The organism is Microlunatus sp. YIM B11417, from assembly GCF_059617205.1.
In genome coordinates this window covers 1,175,837-1,191,589 of sequence record NZ_JCAMPJ010000001.1, presented here as the reverse complement: position 1 = coordinate 1,191,589, position 15,753 = coordinate 1,175,837, and the positions used below count along the sequence as shown (strand labels likewise).

At 72.9% G+C, this 15,753-nt stretch carries 20 protein-coding genes; 15 read left to right on the top strand and 5 right to left on the bottom strand.

Features of this window, described 5'->3' with window-relative positions; all coding sequences use genetic code 11:
- Positions 1–297: 297 nt before the first annotated feature.
- Entirely contained in the window at positions 298–1,191 is an 894-nt protein-coding gene (locus AC6CCG_RS06065; RefSeq protein ID WP_496653572.1) for an alpha/beta fold hydrolase, read from the bottom strand.
- 72 nt (positions 1,192–1,263) lie between these two features.
- On the opposite strand from AC6CCG_RS06065, the gene AC6CCG_RS06060 reads away from it, so the two are divergent.
- The 7 genes from AC6CCG_RS06060 to AC6CCG_RS06030 all read left to right on the top strand — a co-directional run bounded on the left by AC6CCG_RS06060 (position 1,264) and on the right by AC6CCG_RS06030 (position 7,800).
- Positions 1,264–2,064, top strand: coding sequence for a DUF4129 domain-containing protein (locus AC6CCG_RS06060; protein WP_496653571.1), 801 nt, complete (start codon positions 1,264–1,266; stop codon positions 2,062–2,064).
- Complete coding sequence (locus AC6CCG_RS06055) at positions 2,061–2,555, top strand: hypothetical protein (RefSeq protein WP_496653570.1); 495 nt, start codon at positions 2,061–2,063, stop codon at positions 2,553–2,555. Before AC6CCG_RS06060 ends, AC6CCG_RS06055 begins: the two co-directional genes overlap by 4 nt.
- On the top strand, positions 2,552–3,595 hold the full coding sequence (locus AC6CCG_RS06050) for an AAA family ATPase (RefSeq protein ID WP_496653569.1): 1,044 nt from the start codon (positions 2,552–2,554) through the stop codon (positions 3,593–3,595). Before AC6CCG_RS06055 ends, AC6CCG_RS06050 begins: the two co-directional genes overlap by 4 nt.
- A complete protein-coding gene (locus AC6CCG_RS06045; RefSeq protein WP_496653568.1) occupies positions 3,592–5,016 on the top strand; it encodes a DUF58 domain-containing protein in 1,425 nt (474 codons plus the stop codon). Before AC6CCG_RS06050 ends, AC6CCG_RS06045 begins: the two co-directional genes overlap by 4 nt.
- Positions 5,013–5,672, top strand: coding sequence for a hypothetical protein (locus tag AC6CCG_RS06040; RefSeq protein WP_496653567.1), 660 nt, complete (start codon positions 5,013–5,015; stop codon positions 5,670–5,672). Before AC6CCG_RS06045 ends, AC6CCG_RS06040 begins: the two co-directional genes overlap by 4 nt.
- Positions 5,673–5,849: 177 nt before the next feature.
- Positions 5,850–7,097 carry an FAD-dependent monooxygenase gene (locus AC6CCG_RS06035; RefSeq protein ID WP_496653566.1) on the top strand — a complete coding sequence of 416 codons (1,248 nt, stop codon included), beginning with the start codon at positions 5,850–5,852 and terminating at the stop codon, positions 7,095–7,097.
- A 7-nt stretch (positions 7,098–7,104) separates the two neighbouring features.
- Positions 7,105–7,800, top strand: a complete 696-nt coding sequence (locus AC6CCG_RS06030; protein ID WP_496653565.1) for a TetR/AcrR family transcriptional regulator — start codon at positions 7,105–7,107, stop codon at positions 7,798–7,800.
- A gap of 4 nt (positions 7,801–7,804) precedes the next feature.
- Here the strand turns inward: AC6CCG_RS06030 and AC6CCG_RS06025 are convergent, their stop codons facing one another.
- A complete protein-coding gene (locus tag AC6CCG_RS06025; protein ID WP_496653564.1) occupies positions 7,805–8,005 on the bottom strand; it encodes a three-helix bundle dimerization domain-containing protein in 201 nt (66 codons plus the stop codon).
- Between the two features lie 91 nt (positions 8,006–8,096).
- A complete protein-coding gene (locus tag AC6CCG_RS06020) occupies positions 8,097–9,119 on the bottom strand; it encodes an aldo/keto reductase (RefSeq protein ID WP_496653563.1) in 1,023 nt (340 codons plus the stop codon).
- 100 nt (positions 9,120–9,219) lie between these two features.
- On the opposite strand from AC6CCG_RS06020, the gene AC6CCG_RS06015 reads away from it, so the two are divergent.
- From AC6CCG_RS06015 to AC6CCG_RS05985, 7 genes are all read left to right on the top strand, one after another.
- Positions 9,220–10,071, top strand: a complete 852-nt coding sequence (locus AC6CCG_RS06015) for a helix-turn-helix transcriptional regulator (RefSeq protein WP_496653562.1) — start codon at positions 9,220–9,222, stop codon at positions 10,069–10,071.
- Between the two features lie 45 nt (positions 10,072–10,116).
- Complete coding sequence (locus AC6CCG_RS06010; protein WP_496653561.1) at positions 10,117–10,770, top strand: flavin reductase family protein; 654 nt, start codon at positions 10,117–10,119, stop codon at positions 10,768–10,770.
- A gap of 91 nt (positions 10,771–10,861) precedes the next feature.
- Complete coding sequence (locus tag AC6CCG_RS06005) at positions 10,862–11,767, top strand: NAD(P)-dependent oxidoreductase (RefSeq protein ID WP_496653560.1); 906 nt, start codon at positions 10,862–10,864, stop codon at positions 11,765–11,767.
- A gap of 161 nt (positions 11,768–11,928) precedes the next feature.
- Positions 11,929–12,441 (top strand): methylated-DNA--[protein]-cysteine S-methyltransferase, encoded by a 513-nt coding sequence (locus AC6CCG_RS06000; RefSeq protein WP_496653559.1) that lies wholly within the window; start codon positions 11,929–11,931, stop codon positions 12,439–12,441.
- A 2-nt stretch (positions 12,442–12,443) separates the two neighbouring features.
- Positions 12,444–12,935 (top strand): RNA polymerase sigma factor, encoded by a 492-nt coding sequence (locus tag AC6CCG_RS05995; protein ID WP_496653558.1) that lies wholly within the window; start codon positions 12,444–12,446, stop codon positions 12,933–12,935.
- Positions 12,936–12,937: 2 nt separating this feature from the next.
- The gene (locus AC6CCG_RS05990) at positions 12,938–13,540 is read left to right on the top strand and encodes a methylated-DNA--[protein]-cysteine S-methyltransferase (RefSeq protein WP_496653557.1); all 603 of its coding nucleotides are present in this window, start codon (positions 12,938–12,940) and stop codon (positions 13,538–13,540) included.
- 2 nt (positions 13,541–13,542) lie between these two features.
- Positions 13,543–14,262 (top strand): YqjF family protein, encoded by a 720-nt coding sequence (locus tag AC6CCG_RS05985; protein WP_496653556.1) that lies wholly within the window; start codon positions 13,543–13,545, stop codon positions 14,260–14,262.
- Here AC6CCG_RS05985 and AC6CCG_RS05980 read toward each other — a convergent pair.
- Positions 14,259–14,717 carry a winged helix-turn-helix transcriptional regulator gene (locus AC6CCG_RS05980; RefSeq protein ID WP_496653555.1) on the bottom strand — a complete coding sequence of 153 codons (459 nt, stop codon included), beginning with the start codon at positions 14,715–14,717 and terminating at the stop codon, positions 14,259–14,261. The genes AC6CCG_RS05985 and AC6CCG_RS05980 overlap by 4 nt on opposite strands.
- A gap of 93 nt (positions 14,718–14,810) precedes the next feature.
- Between AC6CCG_RS05980 and AC6CCG_RS05975 the strand changes: the two genes are divergently transcribed.
- The gene (locus AC6CCG_RS05975; protein WP_496653554.1) at positions 14,811–15,500 is read left to right on the top strand and encodes an SGNH/GDSL hydrolase family protein; all 690 of its coding nucleotides are present in this window, start codon (positions 14,811–14,813) and stop codon (positions 15,498–15,500) included.
- Here AC6CCG_RS05975 and AC6CCG_RS05970 read toward each other — a convergent pair.
- A complete protein-coding gene (locus AC6CCG_RS05970) occupies positions 15,497–15,718 on the bottom strand; it encodes an FmdB family zinc ribbon protein (RefSeq protein WP_496653553.1) in 222 nt (73 codons plus the stop codon). The two genes, AC6CCG_RS05975 and AC6CCG_RS05970, sit on opposite strands and share 4 nt — an antisense overlap.
- Positions 15,719–15,753 lie beyond the last annotated feature (35 nt).

The window sequence follows — 15,753 nt, the reverse complement described above, 5'->3', positions numbered from 1 at the left end:
CCGTTCGACCGGGCCAAACCGTTCCACAGGGCCAATGCGTAGCACAGGTCGGTGGCGCACAGTCGGCGCCACACCCACCCGGCCGCCGGGCAATGTGGTGGTTGCACTCACGGCCCCGACACTAACGATCCGTGGCTCACGACCCAACCTCCCGGAGGCCGGGTGCCCATTACGGTTTGGCACACAACGGATGGACGCTGGTCGGTTCGGCACGGCTCAACCCTCGCAGTTGGCGCGCACCATCTCCATCAGGCTGTCTACCGATCTTGCGGTAGGGGTAGCCCTACTGGAGCGGGATCAGGACTCAGGGCCGGGTACGCCATCGGTATGACCCGCGAAGGAGCCGATCGCCGCGGCCGCCCGCTGCGGCGCCTCGTAGTGGATGAGGTGACCGACGCCTTCGGCGACCACCAGTTCGGCCTGCGGGAACCGGTCGGCCAGGATGCGCTGCCGGTCCAGCTCGGTGATGTCGTCGACCTCGCCGGCGATCAGCAGCACCGGCAGGTCGAGCCGCGCGGCGTACTGGCTGACGTCCGACGACACCGACGCCCGGAAGGATTCGAGGACGACCTCGCGGTCGGCGAAGGCGCCGAAGTACCGCCGATGCTGATCATGGATCCAGCGGCGCAGCTCGGGGTCCTTCGTCTTGGCCATCACCTCGCTGAGCAGCCGGGTGATCGCCCGGCTGCGCAGCAGCGGCAGCCCGATCGGCGCCGGCAGCTTCGCGCCGAGCCAGTAGTACCCGACGGCCAGCCGGCTGAGGATCCCGCGCGGCCCGCTCAGTGCCGGCGCCCCGATCGGGTTGATCAGGACGGCCCGGTCGGCCACCAGCCCGCCGGCCAGCGCGGCCGAGACGACGATCGACCCGAACGAGTGTCCGACCATGATCACCGGCCGGCCGGCGGCCACCGCGTCGACGAAGGCGATCAACCAGGCGGCGTAGCCGGCCAGGTCGTGCGGCCGGTCCGGGAACGGTTCGGAGACACCGAAGCCGGGCAGGTCCGGCACCACGATCCGGTACGGCCCGCCGGCGGCGACCAGCTCCTCGGCGATCCGGGCAAGGCCGTGATGATCACCACGGAAGCCGTGCACCAAGATCATCACCGGACCGCCGGGGACGCCCTCGGCGTACGTGAAGCAGTGGGTACAGCAGCCCGCCACCTCGACCTCTTGGTGGTGCGGCTCGATCACGGGGGCGACTCTACCCGCGCGGCCGCGGGACGAGAGGATAGGTTTGGGGCACGCCACGAGGGGGTGATCACCGTGCGCCGACCGAGGGCTGGATCAGCCGGCGCGGTGCTGGTGCTGGCCGGGGTCGTCGGCCTGATGGCGCTGATCGCGGCGGGCGTCGGCGGGCCGTGGACCGTGGTCGACCGGTGGGGCCTGATCTTCGGCACCCCGGCGCCGATGTCGCGGCCGCCGCAGCCGATCGGCAACCCGTTCGCCAGCGCGACGCCGTCGGCCCGGGAGCGGCGGCCGCCGCTGGACCTGAGCTGGCTGGACAACGTCCTGCTCACCCTCGCCGTCGTCGCCGGCGTGGCCGCGCTCGGCTTCGTCGCCTGGCTGATCTGGCGCCGGTTCCGGGCGATGCGACCCGACCTGGAGGACGAGCCGGTGCCGACCGGGACCGGTCTGGCCCGGACCCAGGTCGAGCCGGAACTGCCGGTGCTGCGTCGCGGCGCCGCCGCCGCGGTCCGGCTGCTGGACCGGATCGCCGACCCGAACGACGCGATCATCCGAGCCTGGCTGGCGCTGGAGGAGGCCGCCGCGGAGTCCGGGGTGCACCGGGAACGGTTCGAGACGCCGACCGAGTTCACCGTGGACGTGCTGGACCGGACGCCCGCGCCGCCGGAGCCGGTCCGGCGGCTGCTCAAGCTCTACCTGGCCGCCCGGTTCGGGTCCGCTCCCGCCACCACCGAGGACGTACGGGATGCGAAGCGGGCCCTGTTCGCGCTGGCCGAGCACTGGACCGCCGCCGACGACGCGGTCGAGCGGATCAGCCGCGGCGGCAGCCCGGGCAGCGCCGGCAGTCCCGGCAGCGCGGGCCGGGAGCACGACCAGTGAACCCGGCAGAGTTGCGGGCCACGGCGATCGGCAGCCTGGTCGTCGCGGCGATCCTCGGCGGCGGGGCCTGGCTGGTCGGGCTGGACCCGCTGAAGTGCCTGCTGATCGCCGTCGCCGTCGCCCTGTTCGGGTCGTTCCGGCTGTTCACCGAGTTCGGCGACAACGCCGGCTGGCCGGAACCGGACGACCGCGGCCGGGACCGCGGCGCCCGGCGGGAGGTGGCCCGGCTGTCCTGGACGCTGCAGGGTCACTCCTCCCAGGTGGACGCCCGGTCCGGCCGCCGGCTCCGTACCCTCGCGGCGGAGACGCTGGCCGAGCACGGGCTGGACCTGGCCCGCGACGAGGACCAGGAGCGCTGCCGCGCGCTGCTCGGAGAGCGGGCCTACCGAACCTTGGAAGCCGACCGGCCGCACTACGACGAGTTCGTCGGCGTGCTGGCCCGGTTGGAGCAACTGCTGGCCGTACCGCAGGACAAAGGAGTGCAGAGTTGAACGACAGCACGGGGTTGAACGACAGCACGAGGGTGGACGACGGCGTGGCCGACCGGGTGCTCGAGGTCGCCGAGGTCGCCCGGCTGGGCGAACGGGTCCTGGAGGAGGTGGGGACCGTCGTCGTCGGCATGCGGACCGCGCTGCGGACGGCGCTGGCCGCGGTGCTGGCCGGCGGGCACGTGCTGTTCGAGGACGTGCCGGGGCTGGGCAAGACGCTCGCCGCGCGCAGCCTGGCCACCGCGCTCGGGCTGGAGTTCCGCCGGCTCCAGTGCACGCCGGACCTGCTGCCGGCCGACATCACCGGGTCGTACGTGTTCGACCCCGCGGCGTCGGCGTTCGAGTTCCGGCCGGGACCGGTGTTCACCGGCCTGCTGCTGGCCGACGAGATCAACCGGACCGCGCCGAAGACCCAGTCCGCCCTGCTCGAGGCGATGGCCGAACGGCAGGTCACCGTCGAGGGCGTCAGCCACCGGCTGCAGCCGCCGTTCCACGTCATGGCCACCTCCAACCCGGTCGAGTACGAGGGCACCTATCCCCTGCCCGAGGCGCAGCTGGACCGCTTCATGGTCCGGCTCGCGGTGGGCTATCCGGACCCTGACGCCGAGACCGACGTGCTGCTGCGCCGGCTGGAACGGCAGCGCGAGGAGGCACCGGTCCGGCCGGTCGTCGACGCCGCGACGGTGCTGGCGATGCAGGCCGGCACCGAGCAGGTCGAGCTGGACCGCGACGTGGTCCGCTACTGCGTCGACCTGGCCGCCGCCACCCGGACCCATCCGGGCGTCGAGGTCGGCTGCTCGCCGCGCGGGTCGCTGGCCCTGATGCTGGTGGCTCGCGGCATCGCGGTGCTGGACGGGCGGCCGTACGTCACGCCGGAGGACGTCAAGGAGATCGCGGTCAGCGCCCTGGCGCACCGGCTGACCCTGAACCCGCAGGCCTGGGCGACCGGGCTGCAGGCCGGCGACGTGATCAAGACCCTGCTCGGCCAGGTCGCCGCGCCGCCGAGCCTGCGCGGGGCCGCCGCCCAGCCGGCCGGACGATGACCGTACTCTCCCGCGACGATCCGCCCAGCCGCGAGACCCGGCGACCGGAGTCGAGCCTGCCGCCGCGGCTCAGCCTGGCCGCCGGGCTGAGCCTGCCGGTGGCGCTGGGACTGATCATGCTCGCCCTGCTGGCCGGCCGGCCCGACCTGGTCACGTTCGCGTTGCCGGTGGTGCTGTTCGTGCTCTGGGGCTGGCTGAACCGCCCGGCCGCCCCGGGCCGGCTGGACCTCCAGGCCGATGATCAACAACCACGGCCGGGAGTGATCCCGGGCCGGATGATCATGGAACCGGCCGGCGAGTTGATCATGGTCCGGGTGAACGCGCCCGGCCACCGACCGCGGGAGGCGGTGCTCGACGCGCACCGGCTCGATGATCATGGTGTCGGCATCTCCATGGAGACGGTACGGACCGGGCGGCGCGACCTGTTCTGGGTGGAGTGGTACGAGGCCGGCACCGCGGGCGTGACCCGGACCGAGCCACAGCAGGCCGGGCCGGTCGCGATCACGGTGCTGCCCGGGCTGCAACGGCTGTCGCTGGTGCCGCTGCCGTTCCGGCTGCAGGGCCTGACCGGGCCGCACAGCTGGCGCCGGGCCGGCGACGGCGGCGAACTGCACGACGTCCGGCCGTTCGCCCCGGGCGACCGGCTGCGCCGGATCGACTGGCGGGTCACCGCCCGGCGGGCCGCCGACCGGACCGGCGGCCTGCGCCGGCCCGGACCGGACGGGCGGCCGGGCGCGACCCAGCTGGCCGAGCTGTACGTCCGCCGTACCTACGCCACCGCCGACGCCTGCGTGATGCTGGTGCTGGACTCACGGGACGAGATCGGACCGGTGGTGAGCAGCTGGGGCGACGCGACCGAGGTCCGGGAGGACCAGGCCACCTCGCTGGACATCGCCCGGGTCGCCGCCCTGTCGATCGCGGACCGCTATCTGGGCGGCGGCGACCGGGTCGGGCTGGAGGACCTGGGCCGGATGCAGCGCCCGGTCCGGCCGGCCGGCGGCCAGCACCAGGCCCGCCGGCTCGCCCTGCACCTGGCCCTGGCCGCGCCGCGCGGCGAGCCCGGCCGCCGGGAACGGGTGCCGCGCCTGCCGTCCGGCTCGATGATCGTGCTCTGCTCGACCTTCCTCGACGACGACGTGGCCCGGATCGCGATCGACTGGCACCGGACCGGGCACCGGGTGGTCGCGGTCGACGTGCTGCCCCGGCCGGTGACCCGGGATCTGAGCGATCGCGGCCGGACCGCGTACCGGATGATCATGCTGGAGCGGGTGCTGCGGTTCCGCGGCCTGGCCCGGGCCGGGATCGAGCTGGTCCGCTGGGACCCACGGCCGGCCGGCGCCGAGCTGGGCGGCTCCGCCGGCGAGCCCGTACCGGCGGACGCGGCGTTGACCGCGCTGAGCCGGATCAGGCGGCGGCGATGAGCGCCCCGAACGTCGGCAGCCGGGTCCGGACCCGGCTGACCCGGTCGGCGCGTGGGCGACTGGAGCCGTGGCGGGAGCGCGGCATCCGGCTGCTCTGGGCCCTGCGGATCAACCGGCCCGATTCCCAGCGGCCGCTGCCGCTGGTCCACGTCGACGTACGGAACCCGGTGCCGGGCTGGGCGCTGCGGCTGGCCGGCCTCGGCCTCGGTGCCGCCTGCCTGCTGCTGCTCTGGCCGGCCCTGCCGCTGCTGGTGCTGGCCTCGGCGTCGCTGCTGCTCTGGCTGGTCCGGCCGGGCGGGATCGCCGTCGCCGCGTACACCGCACTGATCGGGCTCGGGGTCCTGGTGCAACCGGATCCGTGGGCGCCGGCCGGGTTCGTCGCCACCGCCGTCGTCCATCTGCTGGTGGCCCTCTCCTGCCTGCTCGGTTCGGCCGGCTGGTCGGCCCGCTTCGAGGCCTCCACGCTGCGCCCCCTGCTGCTGCGCTGGCTGGCGATCCAGGCCGGCGTCCAGGCGTTCGGCCTGCTCGGCCGGTGGATCGGCAGCCTCCACCTGGCTCTCCCGGTGCTGCCCCTGGTCGCCGGCGTCGTGCTGGTGGGTTTCGCCGTCTGGCTGTTCCCCCGGGTCTCGGGCCGCCGGACCGGCCCGCGCCGCTGACCCCGCGAACACATCTGGCACGCGATCCGCGACGGCCCCGGTTCGCCTCGGGCAAACCGCGTGTGACCTACCGCTGAAATCGATTTCTGACGTCCGTATCGTCACACTCGGTGAATGGATCACGGGGCGGCAGACTGACCAACTGACTGTTTTGGTCAGTTTGTCTAGGCTGGGCGCATGACCAGTTCAGCAGGCACCTCGCGTTCCACGTCGGCCCGTCGTCGCGCACTCGTGGTGGGAGCCGGAATCTCCGGGCTCGCCGCCGCCACCGCCCTGCACAACGCCGGCTGGCAGCCGGTGATCGTCGAGCGCGCCGCGGCCCGGCGGCGAGGCGGCTATTTCATCGCCATGTACGGTTGCGGCCGGATCGCGGCCGAACGGATCGGGCTGAAGGGGATCCGGAACCGGATCACGGCGGGACGGACCCACCAGGTCGACCGGCAGGGCCGGCGCCGGGCGGCGCTCGGGTTCCAGGACCTTCCGGGCGGGCCGTGGATGATGCTCCGCGGTGACGTGGAACAGGCCGCGTACGAGGCGCTGCCGGCCGGCACCGAGCTCCGGTTCACCACCTCGCCGACCGGGATCGAGCAGGACGCCGACGGCGTCACCGTGACCCTGCACGACGCGCACCACGACCGCACCACGACCGAACGCTTCGACCTCGTGGTGGGCGCGGACGGCCTGCGCTCGACCGTACGGAGACTCGTCTGGGGGCCGCACGAGGACCACCTGCACCCGCTCGGGTTCATGATCACCGCGTTCGAGCTGCCCACGGCCCTGCCCGGCCTGCCGCCGCAGGAGGGCGCGATCCTGTCCGAGCCGGGCCGGTCGTTCTGGGTCTTCCCGTTCGCCGATCACCCGCCCACCGTGCTCTTCTCGTACCGGACGGACGACGTCGCCGCCGAACGTGCCCGGGCCGGGGAGGTCGGCGTGGCCGCCCGGCTCCGCGAGCTCTACGGGCCCGAGCCGCTGGGCGATCTGATGGAGACGGCGCTGCGCCACCTGGAACGGGCCGACGAGTTCCTCTTCGACTCGGTCGAACACGCCCGGGTGGACCGCTGGCACCAGGGCCGGGTGGTACTGGTCGGCGATTCCGCCTGGTGCCCGACGCTGTATTCGGGGATGGGCGCCACCTCGGGACTGGCCGGGGCCGACCTGCTCGGACTGATGTTGCAGCGGCATCCGGACGACCTGGAGACCGCGCTGACCAGGTGGGAGCGCAAGCTCCGCCCGGCGATCGCCGACTTCCAGGAATCGGCCTACCCGATGCGGCGGATCTTCACCCAGACCTCGGCCCAGGAGCAGCGTCGGCACAACCGCACGCTCGGTCTCCGTAAGCTGATGTTCCGCTTTCCGCCCGTGATCCAGCTGCTGTCGCGGACCAAGCATTTCCGGTTGCGCAACAGCGACCTGGCCGCTGCCTGAGGAGCCGATGACCGAGCCAGCCCCGGACCCCGGCCGGCGCAGTGCCCGCGCCGCCACGATCCTCGACGCCGCCCGCCAGCTGATCCTGCGGCAGGGGTTCAAGGCGGTCACGATGGCCTCGATCGCCCAGCAGGCCCATGTCGGCAAGGGCACCGCGTACCAGTACTGGCGGACCAAGGAGGACCTGTTCCTCGAGCTCATCGCCGGCGAGCTCGCCGACGTCCTCACCGAGCTCGCCGACCAGGTCCGGGCCGATCCCGCGGTCGCCCAGCCGGATCGGCTGTGCGCCACCGTGACCAGGTCCTGGCTGACCCGGCCGCTGGTCCGCGCGCTGCAGACCTCCGACGACCTGGTGCTGGGCGGCCTGCTCGACCAGCCCGGGGCCCGCGACCTGGTCACGACGCACGGCGCCGGCCCGATCCTGCGTGACCTGCTGCCCCTCTGGAGGACGTACGAGGTCGTCCGGACCGACTGGACGGCGAAGCAGCAGGCCGATGCCGTCGCCCTGCTCGTGATCGGCTACTTCAAGGCCGCCGACCTCGACCCACAGCCCGACGCCGAGCTGGAGCACACGTTGCAGCTCGCCATCCGAGGCATGGTGCAGCTCCGGGAGCCGGACCGGTCCGCCCGGGTCCGGCTGGCCGAGGAGGTCGCCCGCGTGCTGATCACGCACGCCGACCTGGTACGCGCCTCGGTCGGCTGAGTCCTCAGCCGGCGGCGACGCGATTCAGTTCGCTGGTGGTCGCCCGCTCGACCAGCAGCGGAACGTAGTCCCGGATCGGGTTGCCCTCGAACCGCTGGTGCACCGACCGCAGCGTGGCCTCGATCGCGCCCGGATCGATCCCGGTGAACCGCTGGCGGAGCCGCTCCAGCACCGCGGTGAGTTCCTGTTCTTCGTCATGGGCCATGGCTGTCCTCGGTTCGAGCTGCGGGAAGCGACCTGCCGCCCGGCGCGCGGACGGCAGGTCGCTGACTCTTCAAACAGATTGTGCAGCGGCATCAGGCCTGGGACGAACTGGCCGCACTCGCGGAGCGACGTTCGCTGTCCAGATCAGCCATGAACCGGGCCGGGTAGCGCTCGCCGCGCACCGCGCCCGGCGGGATCAGCTCGTCGATCAGGTCGAGTTCGGCCTGGTCCAGCACGACCTTCCCGCTGTCGATCATGGTCGCCACCTGCTCCGGCCGCCGGGCACCGATGACCGGGACCAGGTCGTCGCCACGCGCCTGGACCCAGGCGATCGCCAGCTGGGCGACGGTGGCGTCCTTGGCCCGGGCCAGTTCCTCGAGCCGGGCCACCAGCGCCTGGTTGTGGGCCCGATTGTCGCCCTGGAACCGGGGCGAGATGGCCCGGCCGCCGGTCAGTTCGCCACCGCCGCCGATCAGGCCGCGGCCCAGCACCCCGTACGCCGTGATGCCGATCCCCAGCTCCCGGCAGGTGTCCAGGATCTCGTCCTCGATGCCGCGGGTGAGCACCGAGTACTCGAGCTGCACGTCGCAGATCGGCGCGACGGCCGCCGCCTTCCGGATCGTCTCGGCGCCGACCTCGCTCAGCCCGATGTGGCGGACCAGGCCCTGGTCCACCAGGTCGGCGAGGGCGCCGACCGTCTCCTCGATCGGCACCGCCGGATCCAGCCGGGCCGGCCGGTAGACGTCGACGTGGTCAGTGCCGAGCCGGCGCAGCGAGTAGGTGAGGAAGTTCCGCAGCGCGACCGGCCGGGTGTCGATGCCGCCCATCCAGTTGACCGGATCGAGCAGCGCGCCGAACTTCACCGACAGCACGACCTCGTCCCGCGAGCGGCCCTGCAGGGCGCGCGCGATCAGGGTCTCGTTGTGGCCGGCACCGTAGAAGTCGCCGGTGTCCAGCAGGGTGCCGCCGGCGTCGAGGTAGTCGTGGATGACCTGGAGGCTCTGGGTCTCGTCGACGTCGCCGTACGCGCCGGACAGGCCCATGCAGCCGAGTCCGGGTGAGCTGACGGCGGGGCCGGTGCGGCCGAGAGTTCTGGTGGCGAAGGAAGTGATCATGAGGCCAGCGTGGGCTCACGATCGGTCCCGGGACAGGCACGGTTCATCCAGGGACGGGCTCTCCCTGGATCGGCTCCGGCCGAACCGGCACGATGGAGGCGTGATCGATCGCCCCGGGCTCGCCGACTTCCTGCGCCGCCGGCGCCGGCTGCTGCACCCGGCCGACGTCGGACTGCCGGACGGCCCGCGCCGCCGCACCCCGGGCCTGCGCCGCGAGGAGGTCGCCCAGCTCGCCGGGGTGTCCACCGACCACTACACCCGGCTGGAACAGGCCCGCGGCTCCGCGCCGTCGGAGGCCGTGGTCGGAGCCATCGCCCGCGCGCTCCGGTGCGACCTGGACCAGCGCGACCACCTGCTCCATCTGGCCGGCTACCCGGCCCCGCCGCGCCGGTCCGGCGGCCACGTCCGGCCCGGTCTGATCGCGCTGGCCGACCGGCTGGTCGACGTACCGGCCTGCATCTACAGCGATCTCGGCGAGGCGCTCTGGCACAACGCGCTGCTGGCGGCCCTGATCGGAATCCACGACGGCTCCGCCCGGACCGGCCGGGACCGCAACCTCATCTGGCGCTGGTTCACCGAGCCGGGCATCCGGGAATGGACGCCGGCGTCCGACTGGGCGCGGCTGTCCGCCTCGCACGTGAACGACCTGCGCTCGACGTACTCGCGGCGGGCCGGTGATCATGACATCACCAGCCTGGTGCGGGACCTGATCGACCGCAGTGCCGAGTTCCGGGCGTTGTGGGAGCAGCACGACGTCGCGGTACGGCGCTCGGACCGCAAGGACGTGCTGCACCCGGAGCTCGGCCTGATCCAGCTGAACTGCGAGGTGCTGCTCACTCCCGACGAGGACGTACGGCTGGTGGCGTTCTTCCCGGTGGAGGGCACCGACGCCGCCGACAAGCTGGCCCTGCTGTCGGTGATCGGCCTGCAGGAGTTCCGGACCGCGACCTGAGCCGGGACGACCTCACATCGGGGCCGGCCCGGGCGTCTTCCGGGCATGACCGACACCCTGACCGAGCCGGCCGCCCGGCACGTCGTGACCAACCCCGCCATCCTCTACTTCGGCACGCCGGTGGTGCTGGTCAGCACCAGGAATGCCGACGGCACGGCGAATCTGGCCCCCTTCTCGTCGGCGTTCTGGCTCGGCGACCGGGCCGTGCTCGGCGTCAGTCACGGCTCGCAGACGTACGCGAATCTGCGCCGCACCGGGCAGGCCGTGATCGCGCTGCCGTCCAGCGATCAGGCCGACGTGGTGAACCGGCTCGCCCTCACCACCGGCAACCCGAGCCCGGCGGCCTACAAGCTGGCCCGCGGTTACGTCCAGGTCGCCGACAAGTTCGGCCGAGCCGGGCTGACCCCGGTCCCGGCCCAGCTGGTCGACGCGCCGGTGCCGGCCGAGACCCCGATCGCCCTCGAGGCCGAGGTGGTCGCGTTCCACAGCGAGCCCGGCACCGACGGCGCTCCGGTGACCGAACTGCGGGTGGTCCGGGTGCACGCCCACCCCGAACTGCTGCTGCCCGGCCGGCCGGACCGGATCGACCCGGACCGGTGGCGCCCGTTGATCATGAGCTTCCAGCAGCTGTACGGCCTCACGCCGCGGGTCGGCCCGTCCCGGCTGGCCGCCATCGACGAGGAGGCCTACCGCCGCTGATCCCCCGGTCCCGCCGGTCCGGGTTCCGGCCGGTACGTTGATCATGGTCGGCAACCGCCGGCAACCGGATGATCATGAAGGGACCCCAGCCGTGGCAGAGCAGCGGGAGAACGGGCCGACGGTCGGCTGGATCGGCCTCGGGATCATGGGCGGGCCGATGTGCCGCCACGTGATCGACGCCGGCTTCGACGTGATCACGTACGCCCGCCGGCCCGAGGTGGCGGCCCCGTTGGCTGCCGCGGGCGCCCGGATCGCCTCCTCGGTGGCCGAACTGGCCGCCGGCTCGGACCTGGTCGCGACGATCGTCGGGATGCCGTCCGACGTCGAGCAGGTGCTGCTCGGCGATGACGGCGTGATCGCGAATCTGCGGCCCGGCGGCACCGTCGTCGACCTGACCACCAGCGAGCCCGAACTGGCCAGGCGGATCGCGGCCGCGGCGGCCGAACGCGGTCTCGGCGCGGTCGACGCGCCGGTGTCCGGCGGCCAGGGCGGCGCCGAGCGGGGCACGTTGTCGATCATGGTCGGCGGCTCGGACGAAGCGGTGGCCGCGGCCGAGCCGGTGCTGCGCAGCTTCGGCGAGACGATCGTGCACCAGGGCGGGCCGGGTGCCGGGCAGCACACCAAGGCGGCCAACCAGATCCTGGTCGCCGGCGCCATGATCGCGTTGTCCGAATCCCTGCTGTACGCGAGCGCGGCCGGCCTGGATCCGACCCGGGTGCTGGAGTCGGTCAGCCGCGGCGCCGGCGGCTCCGCCGCGCTGGCCGCGCTGGCCCCGAAGACGATCGCCGGCGACTGGACGCCCGGCTTCTACGTCGAGCACTTCCTCAAGGACCTCGGGATCATCCTCGCCGAGGCCCGCCGCTCCGGCCTCACCCTGCCCGGCGTCGAACTCGCCGAGCGCCTCTACCGGTCGGTGCAGCGGCTCGGCCACGGCCGCTCCGGTACCCAGGCCCTGATCCTCGCCCTGGCCGAGGAGTCCGGGCGCACCTGGCCCTGACGGCCGTCTTCACCACATTTCTTGCCGCTTTACCAGAGAAGTTCCTCTGGCAAAGCGCCAGTTTTTCACGCAACGTGAAAAACTGCGGCCACTTCGGGACCTCACATCCCGCGGCAGACGGGCGTCTTCCTGGTACGAGAGCAACGAGGAAGGATCGGGCCATGAACGTACGACACACGCGGGTCGCCACCGGGATCGGCGAACTCACGCTGGTGGCCGCCGGCGACGCGCTGACCGGGATCTACTTCCCAGGCCACTGGCATCCGCCGGCGCCCGGCACGATCGGTGAGTACGTCGACGCGGCGGACGACGCCCTGTTCACCGAGACCGTCGCCCAGCTGGCGGACTACCTGGCCGGGCGCCGGACCGGCTTCGACCTGCCGACCGCGACCCGGGGCGATCAGTTCTCGGAGCGCGTCTGGGCGTTGCTCCGCGCGATCCCGTACGGGGAGACGACCAGCTACGGCGAACTCGCCGAGCGGCTCGGCGACCGCTCGCTGGCCCGGATGGTCGGCCGCGCGGTCGGGCACAATCCGCTCAGCATCGTCGTGCCGTGCCACCGGGTGCTCGGCAAGGACGGCCGGCTGACCGGCTACGCCGGCGGGCTGGAGCGCAAGCAGCGGCTGCTCGACCTGGAGCAGCCGGTGCCGGCCGAGGCCGGGCGGCTCTTCTGACCATGACGCCGCTGGCCAAGCAGCCGTTCGACACGGTGGTCGCCGAGCACGGCGCGCGGATCCTCCGGGTCTGCCGGGCCGTGCTCGGGCCGACCGCGGACGCCGACGACGCCTGGTCGGAGACGTTCCTGGCCGCGCTCAAGGCCTGGCCGGACTTCCCCGCCGACGGGCGGGTCGAGGCCTGGCTGGTGACGATCGCGCACCGGAAGGCGATCGACGTCACCCGGGCCCGGGCCCGGCGGCCGATCCCGGTCGCCGAGATCACCGAGCCGTCCCCCGAGCCCGGCCCGCCGGACCGCTCCGACGAACTCTGGGAGGCGGTCCGCGGCCTGCCGCCGAAACAGCGCCAGGCCGTCGCCTACCACCATCTCGGCGGCCTCCGCCATGCCGAGGTCGCCGAGCTGATCGGCGGCTCCGCCGCTTCGGTCCGCAAGGCCGCCTCGGACGGCATCCGCGCGCTGCGCACACTGTTGCAGGATTCGAAGGGAGCATGATCATGATCGATCCGATCGATCCGATCGATCCGCTGATCGGCGAGGAACCGGCCGGACTGGCCGGGCTGAAGGACCGGCTGGCCAAGCTGGCCGGAGATTCCGGCCTGCTCGACGTGGGCTATCTGATCATGGACAGCCCGCTCGGGCCGCTGCTGCTGGCCGCCACCGAGCGCGGGCTGGTCCGGGTGGCGTACCAGATCCAAGATCATGACCGGGTGATCGCCGAGCTGTCGGACAAGATCAGCCCGCGGGTGCTGCGGGCACCGCGCCGGCTCGATCCGGTGGCCCGGGAGCTGGACGAGTACTTCGCCGGCCGGCGGTCCGAGTTCGACCTGGAACTTGACCTGGCGCTGACCGCCGGGTTCCGGCAGCAGGTGCTGCGGGAACTGCCGACGATCGGGTACGGGAGCACGGCGAGTTACCGCCAGATCGCCGAGCGGGCCGGCAGCCCGCGCGCGTTCCGGGCCGTCGGCACCGCCTGCGCGCTGAACCCGCTGCCGATCGTGCTGCCCTGCCACCGCGTGGTGCCGGCCGGCGGCGGGATCGGCCAGTACGCCGGCGGCCCGGAGGCGAAGGCGGCCCTGCTGGCGCTCGAGTCACGGTGAGCGTGCCGGAGCCGATCCTGGGCGTCGCGCCCGAGTTGACCGGGCCGGTGGTCGCGGCCCAACTGTGGCAGGCGGTCACCTTCCTGCACTGGCGGGTCCCGTCGCAGCGGGTCGCTCCGCTGTTGCCGCCCGGCATCGAGCCGGACTGCTTCGACGGGTCCAGTTGGGTCGGGCTGATCGCGTTCCGGCTGGCCCGGGCCCGTTTCCGGGTCGGACCGCCGGTCCCGTACCTCGGCACCTTCACCGAGGTCAACGTCCGGCTGTACGGGGTCGACGGCCGTGGCCGCCGCGGCGTGGTGTTCCGGTCCCTGGAGGCCTCCCGGCTGGCCGCCGTGATCGCCGCCCGGGCGTTGTTCTCGCTGCCGTACCAGTGGGCCAGGACGACCCAGACCGACCGGAATGGTGTGATCGGCTACCGGTCCCGCCGGCACCGGACCGGCGAGTCGTTCTCGCTCGACGTACGCCCGGACCATGATCGACTCGACGCCGATGATCTTGGTCATTTCCTGACCGCGCGCTGGGCCTTGTTCACCGCCCGCGGACGCCGCACCCTCTGGTTGCCGAACGCCCACGAACCCTGGCCGTTGCGGCGTGCGACCTTGATCGACTTCGACGATGATCTTGTCGCGGCGGCAGGTCTGCCCGGGGTCGCGGACCGGGCACCGGACTCGGTGCTCTACAGTCCCGGCGTCGCGGCCCGGTTCGGCCGGGCCCGGGCCTAGGCCGGCTTCGCATCGCCGCCCGGCTCCAGGACCAGCTGCCCGGGTTCGAGCGGTTCCCCGCAGCCCGCGCAGTGCACCTCCGCGACGAACTCCTGCCCGCACGTGTGGTCGAGCCGCACCGGGTCCGCGCCGTCACGGACGTGCTGCTGGCCCCAGCGCTTGAGCGTGAGCAGCACCGGCGACAGGGCCCGGCCGCGTTCGGTCAGCCGATACTCGTACCGCGGCGGATGTCGACTGTAGGGCTCGCGGTCGATCACGCCGTGATCGACCAGCTTCCGCAGCCGCGTGGTCAGGATGTCGCGGGGCGCGCCCGTGTTGCGCACGATCTCGGTGAACCGACGCTGTCCGTAGAACAGTTCCCGGACCACGAGCAGGCTCCAGCGGTCACCGACCACCTCGAGCGCGTCGGCGATCGTGCAGTCCCTGGGCGTCCGCCCCGCGGGTGCTGTCGGCATGCACACCTTCTCCGGTCAGTGGGTTGTGATCTCAAACCTACTAGGTGCACCATGGATGTCAGTTTGATAGCCCAACTCACTCTCGGAGTGATCATGCCCGGAGCAACCACGCCGTGCTGGACCGAAGCGACCGACCCCGACGTGCTGCCGCCCGAGCGAGCACTGAGCCTGCTCGCCGACGCACCCTGGCGGCGTTTCGCCGTCGTCGGCGACAGCCTGTCCCTCGGGGTCGGTGACGCGAGGCCGGGCTATCGGACCCTGGGCTGGCCGGACCGGGTGCTCCGCGTGCTGCGCCAGGTCCGACCCTCGCTCGCATACCTCAACACCGCGCGGATCGCCGCGACCACGCCGCAGACCCTGCAGGAACAGACGGAGCGGGTCGAGGAGTTCGGCCCCGACCTGTTGCATCTCAACAGCGGCGCGAACGACATCATGCGCCGCCGGCCCGACTGGGTCCGGATCGAGGAGGACCTCCGGGCCCAGTACGCCTGGGGCGCGGCGACCGGCGCACAGCTCAGCGTGATCACCCTCGGCCGCGCGTTCGTCGTCCCCGCCTACCCGGACTTCAACGAGCGCGTCGCCCGCGTCAACGACCTCACCCGCGCCCTGGCGGCCGAGTACGGCGCCGTGGTCGCCGACAGCTGGGACCACCCGCTGAACGACCGGCCCGACCTGCTCAGCGAGGACCGGATCCACTTCGCCGTGGCGGGTCAGGCGGCGATCGCGAGCCTGGTGATCACCGCGCTCGCCGACCGCCTCGCCGGGACCGGCCCGAACCGCTAGCCGCAGCCGCAGGCCCCACCGCAGCAGCCACCGCCGCCACCGCCGGCCGGAACCGGGGCGCCGCCGCTCGCCAGGCCGCCGATCGCGACGGTGGACAGCAGCTTCACCGTGTCCGGGTGCCCCTGCGGGCAGTCGGCCGGATCGCTCGCGGCCGCCATCGGTCGGTCGACCTCGAACGTGGAACTGCACTCGCGACAGCGGAACTCATAGCGCGGCATGGGCAGCAGCGTACGTCAGCGCGACCGAGCGGTGG

Excerpts from the sequence above, each read along its gene's own strand:
- AC6CCG_RS05975 (WP_496653554.1), top strand. The coding sequence starts at position 14,811 with ATGCCCGGAGCAACCACGCCGTGCTGGACCGAAGCGACCGACCCCGAC.
- AC6CCG_RS06025 (WP_496653564.1), bottom strand. The coding sequence starts at position 8,005 with ATGGCCCATGACGAAGAACAGGAACTCACCGCGGTGCTGGAGCGGCTC.
- AC6CCG_RS06010 (WP_496653561.1), top strand. The coding sequence starts at position 10,117 with ATGACCGACACCCTGACCGAGCCGGCCGCCCGGCACGTCGTGACCAAC.
- AC6CCG_RS05970 (WP_496653553.1), bottom strand. The coding sequence starts at position 15,718 with ATGCCGCGCTATGAGTTCCGCTGTCGCGAGTGCAGTTCCACGTTCGAG.
- AC6CCG_RS06035 (WP_496653566.1), top strand. The coding sequence starts at position 5,850 with ATGACCAGTTCAGCAGGCACCTCGCGTTCCACGTCGGCCCGTCGTCGC.
- AC6CCG_RS06000 (WP_496653559.1), top strand. The coding sequence starts at position 11,929 with ATGAACGTACGACACACGCGGGTCGCCACCGGGATCGGCGAACTCACG.
- AC6CCG_RS06045 (WP_496653568.1), top strand. The coding sequence starts at position 3,592 with ATGACCGTACTCTCCCGCGACGATCCGCCCAGCCGCGAGACCCGGCGA.
- AC6CCG_RS05980 (WP_496653555.1), bottom strand. The coding sequence starts at position 14,717 with ATGCCGACAGCACCCGCGGGGCGGACGCCCAGGGACTGCACGATCGCC.
- AC6CCG_RS05990 (WP_496653557.1), top strand. The coding sequence starts at position 12,938 with ATGATCGATCCGATCGATCCGATCGATCCGCTGATCGGCGAGGAACCG.
- AC6CCG_RS06040 (WP_496653567.1), top strand. The coding sequence starts at position 5,013 with ATGAGCGCCCCGAACGTCGGCAGCCGGGTCCGGACCCGGCTGACCCGG.
- AC6CCG_RS06020 (WP_496653563.1), bottom strand. The coding sequence starts at position 9,119 with ATGATCACTTCCTTCGCCACCAGAACTCTCGGCCGCACCGGCCCCGCC.
- AC6CCG_RS05995 (WP_496653558.1), top strand. The coding sequence starts at position 12,444 with ATGACGCCGCTGGCCAAGCAGCCGTTCGACACGGTGGTCGCCGAGCAC.
- AC6CCG_RS06030 (WP_496653565.1), top strand. The coding sequence starts at position 7,105 with ATGACCGAGCCAGCCCCGGACCCCGGCCGGCGCAGTGCCCGCGCCGCC.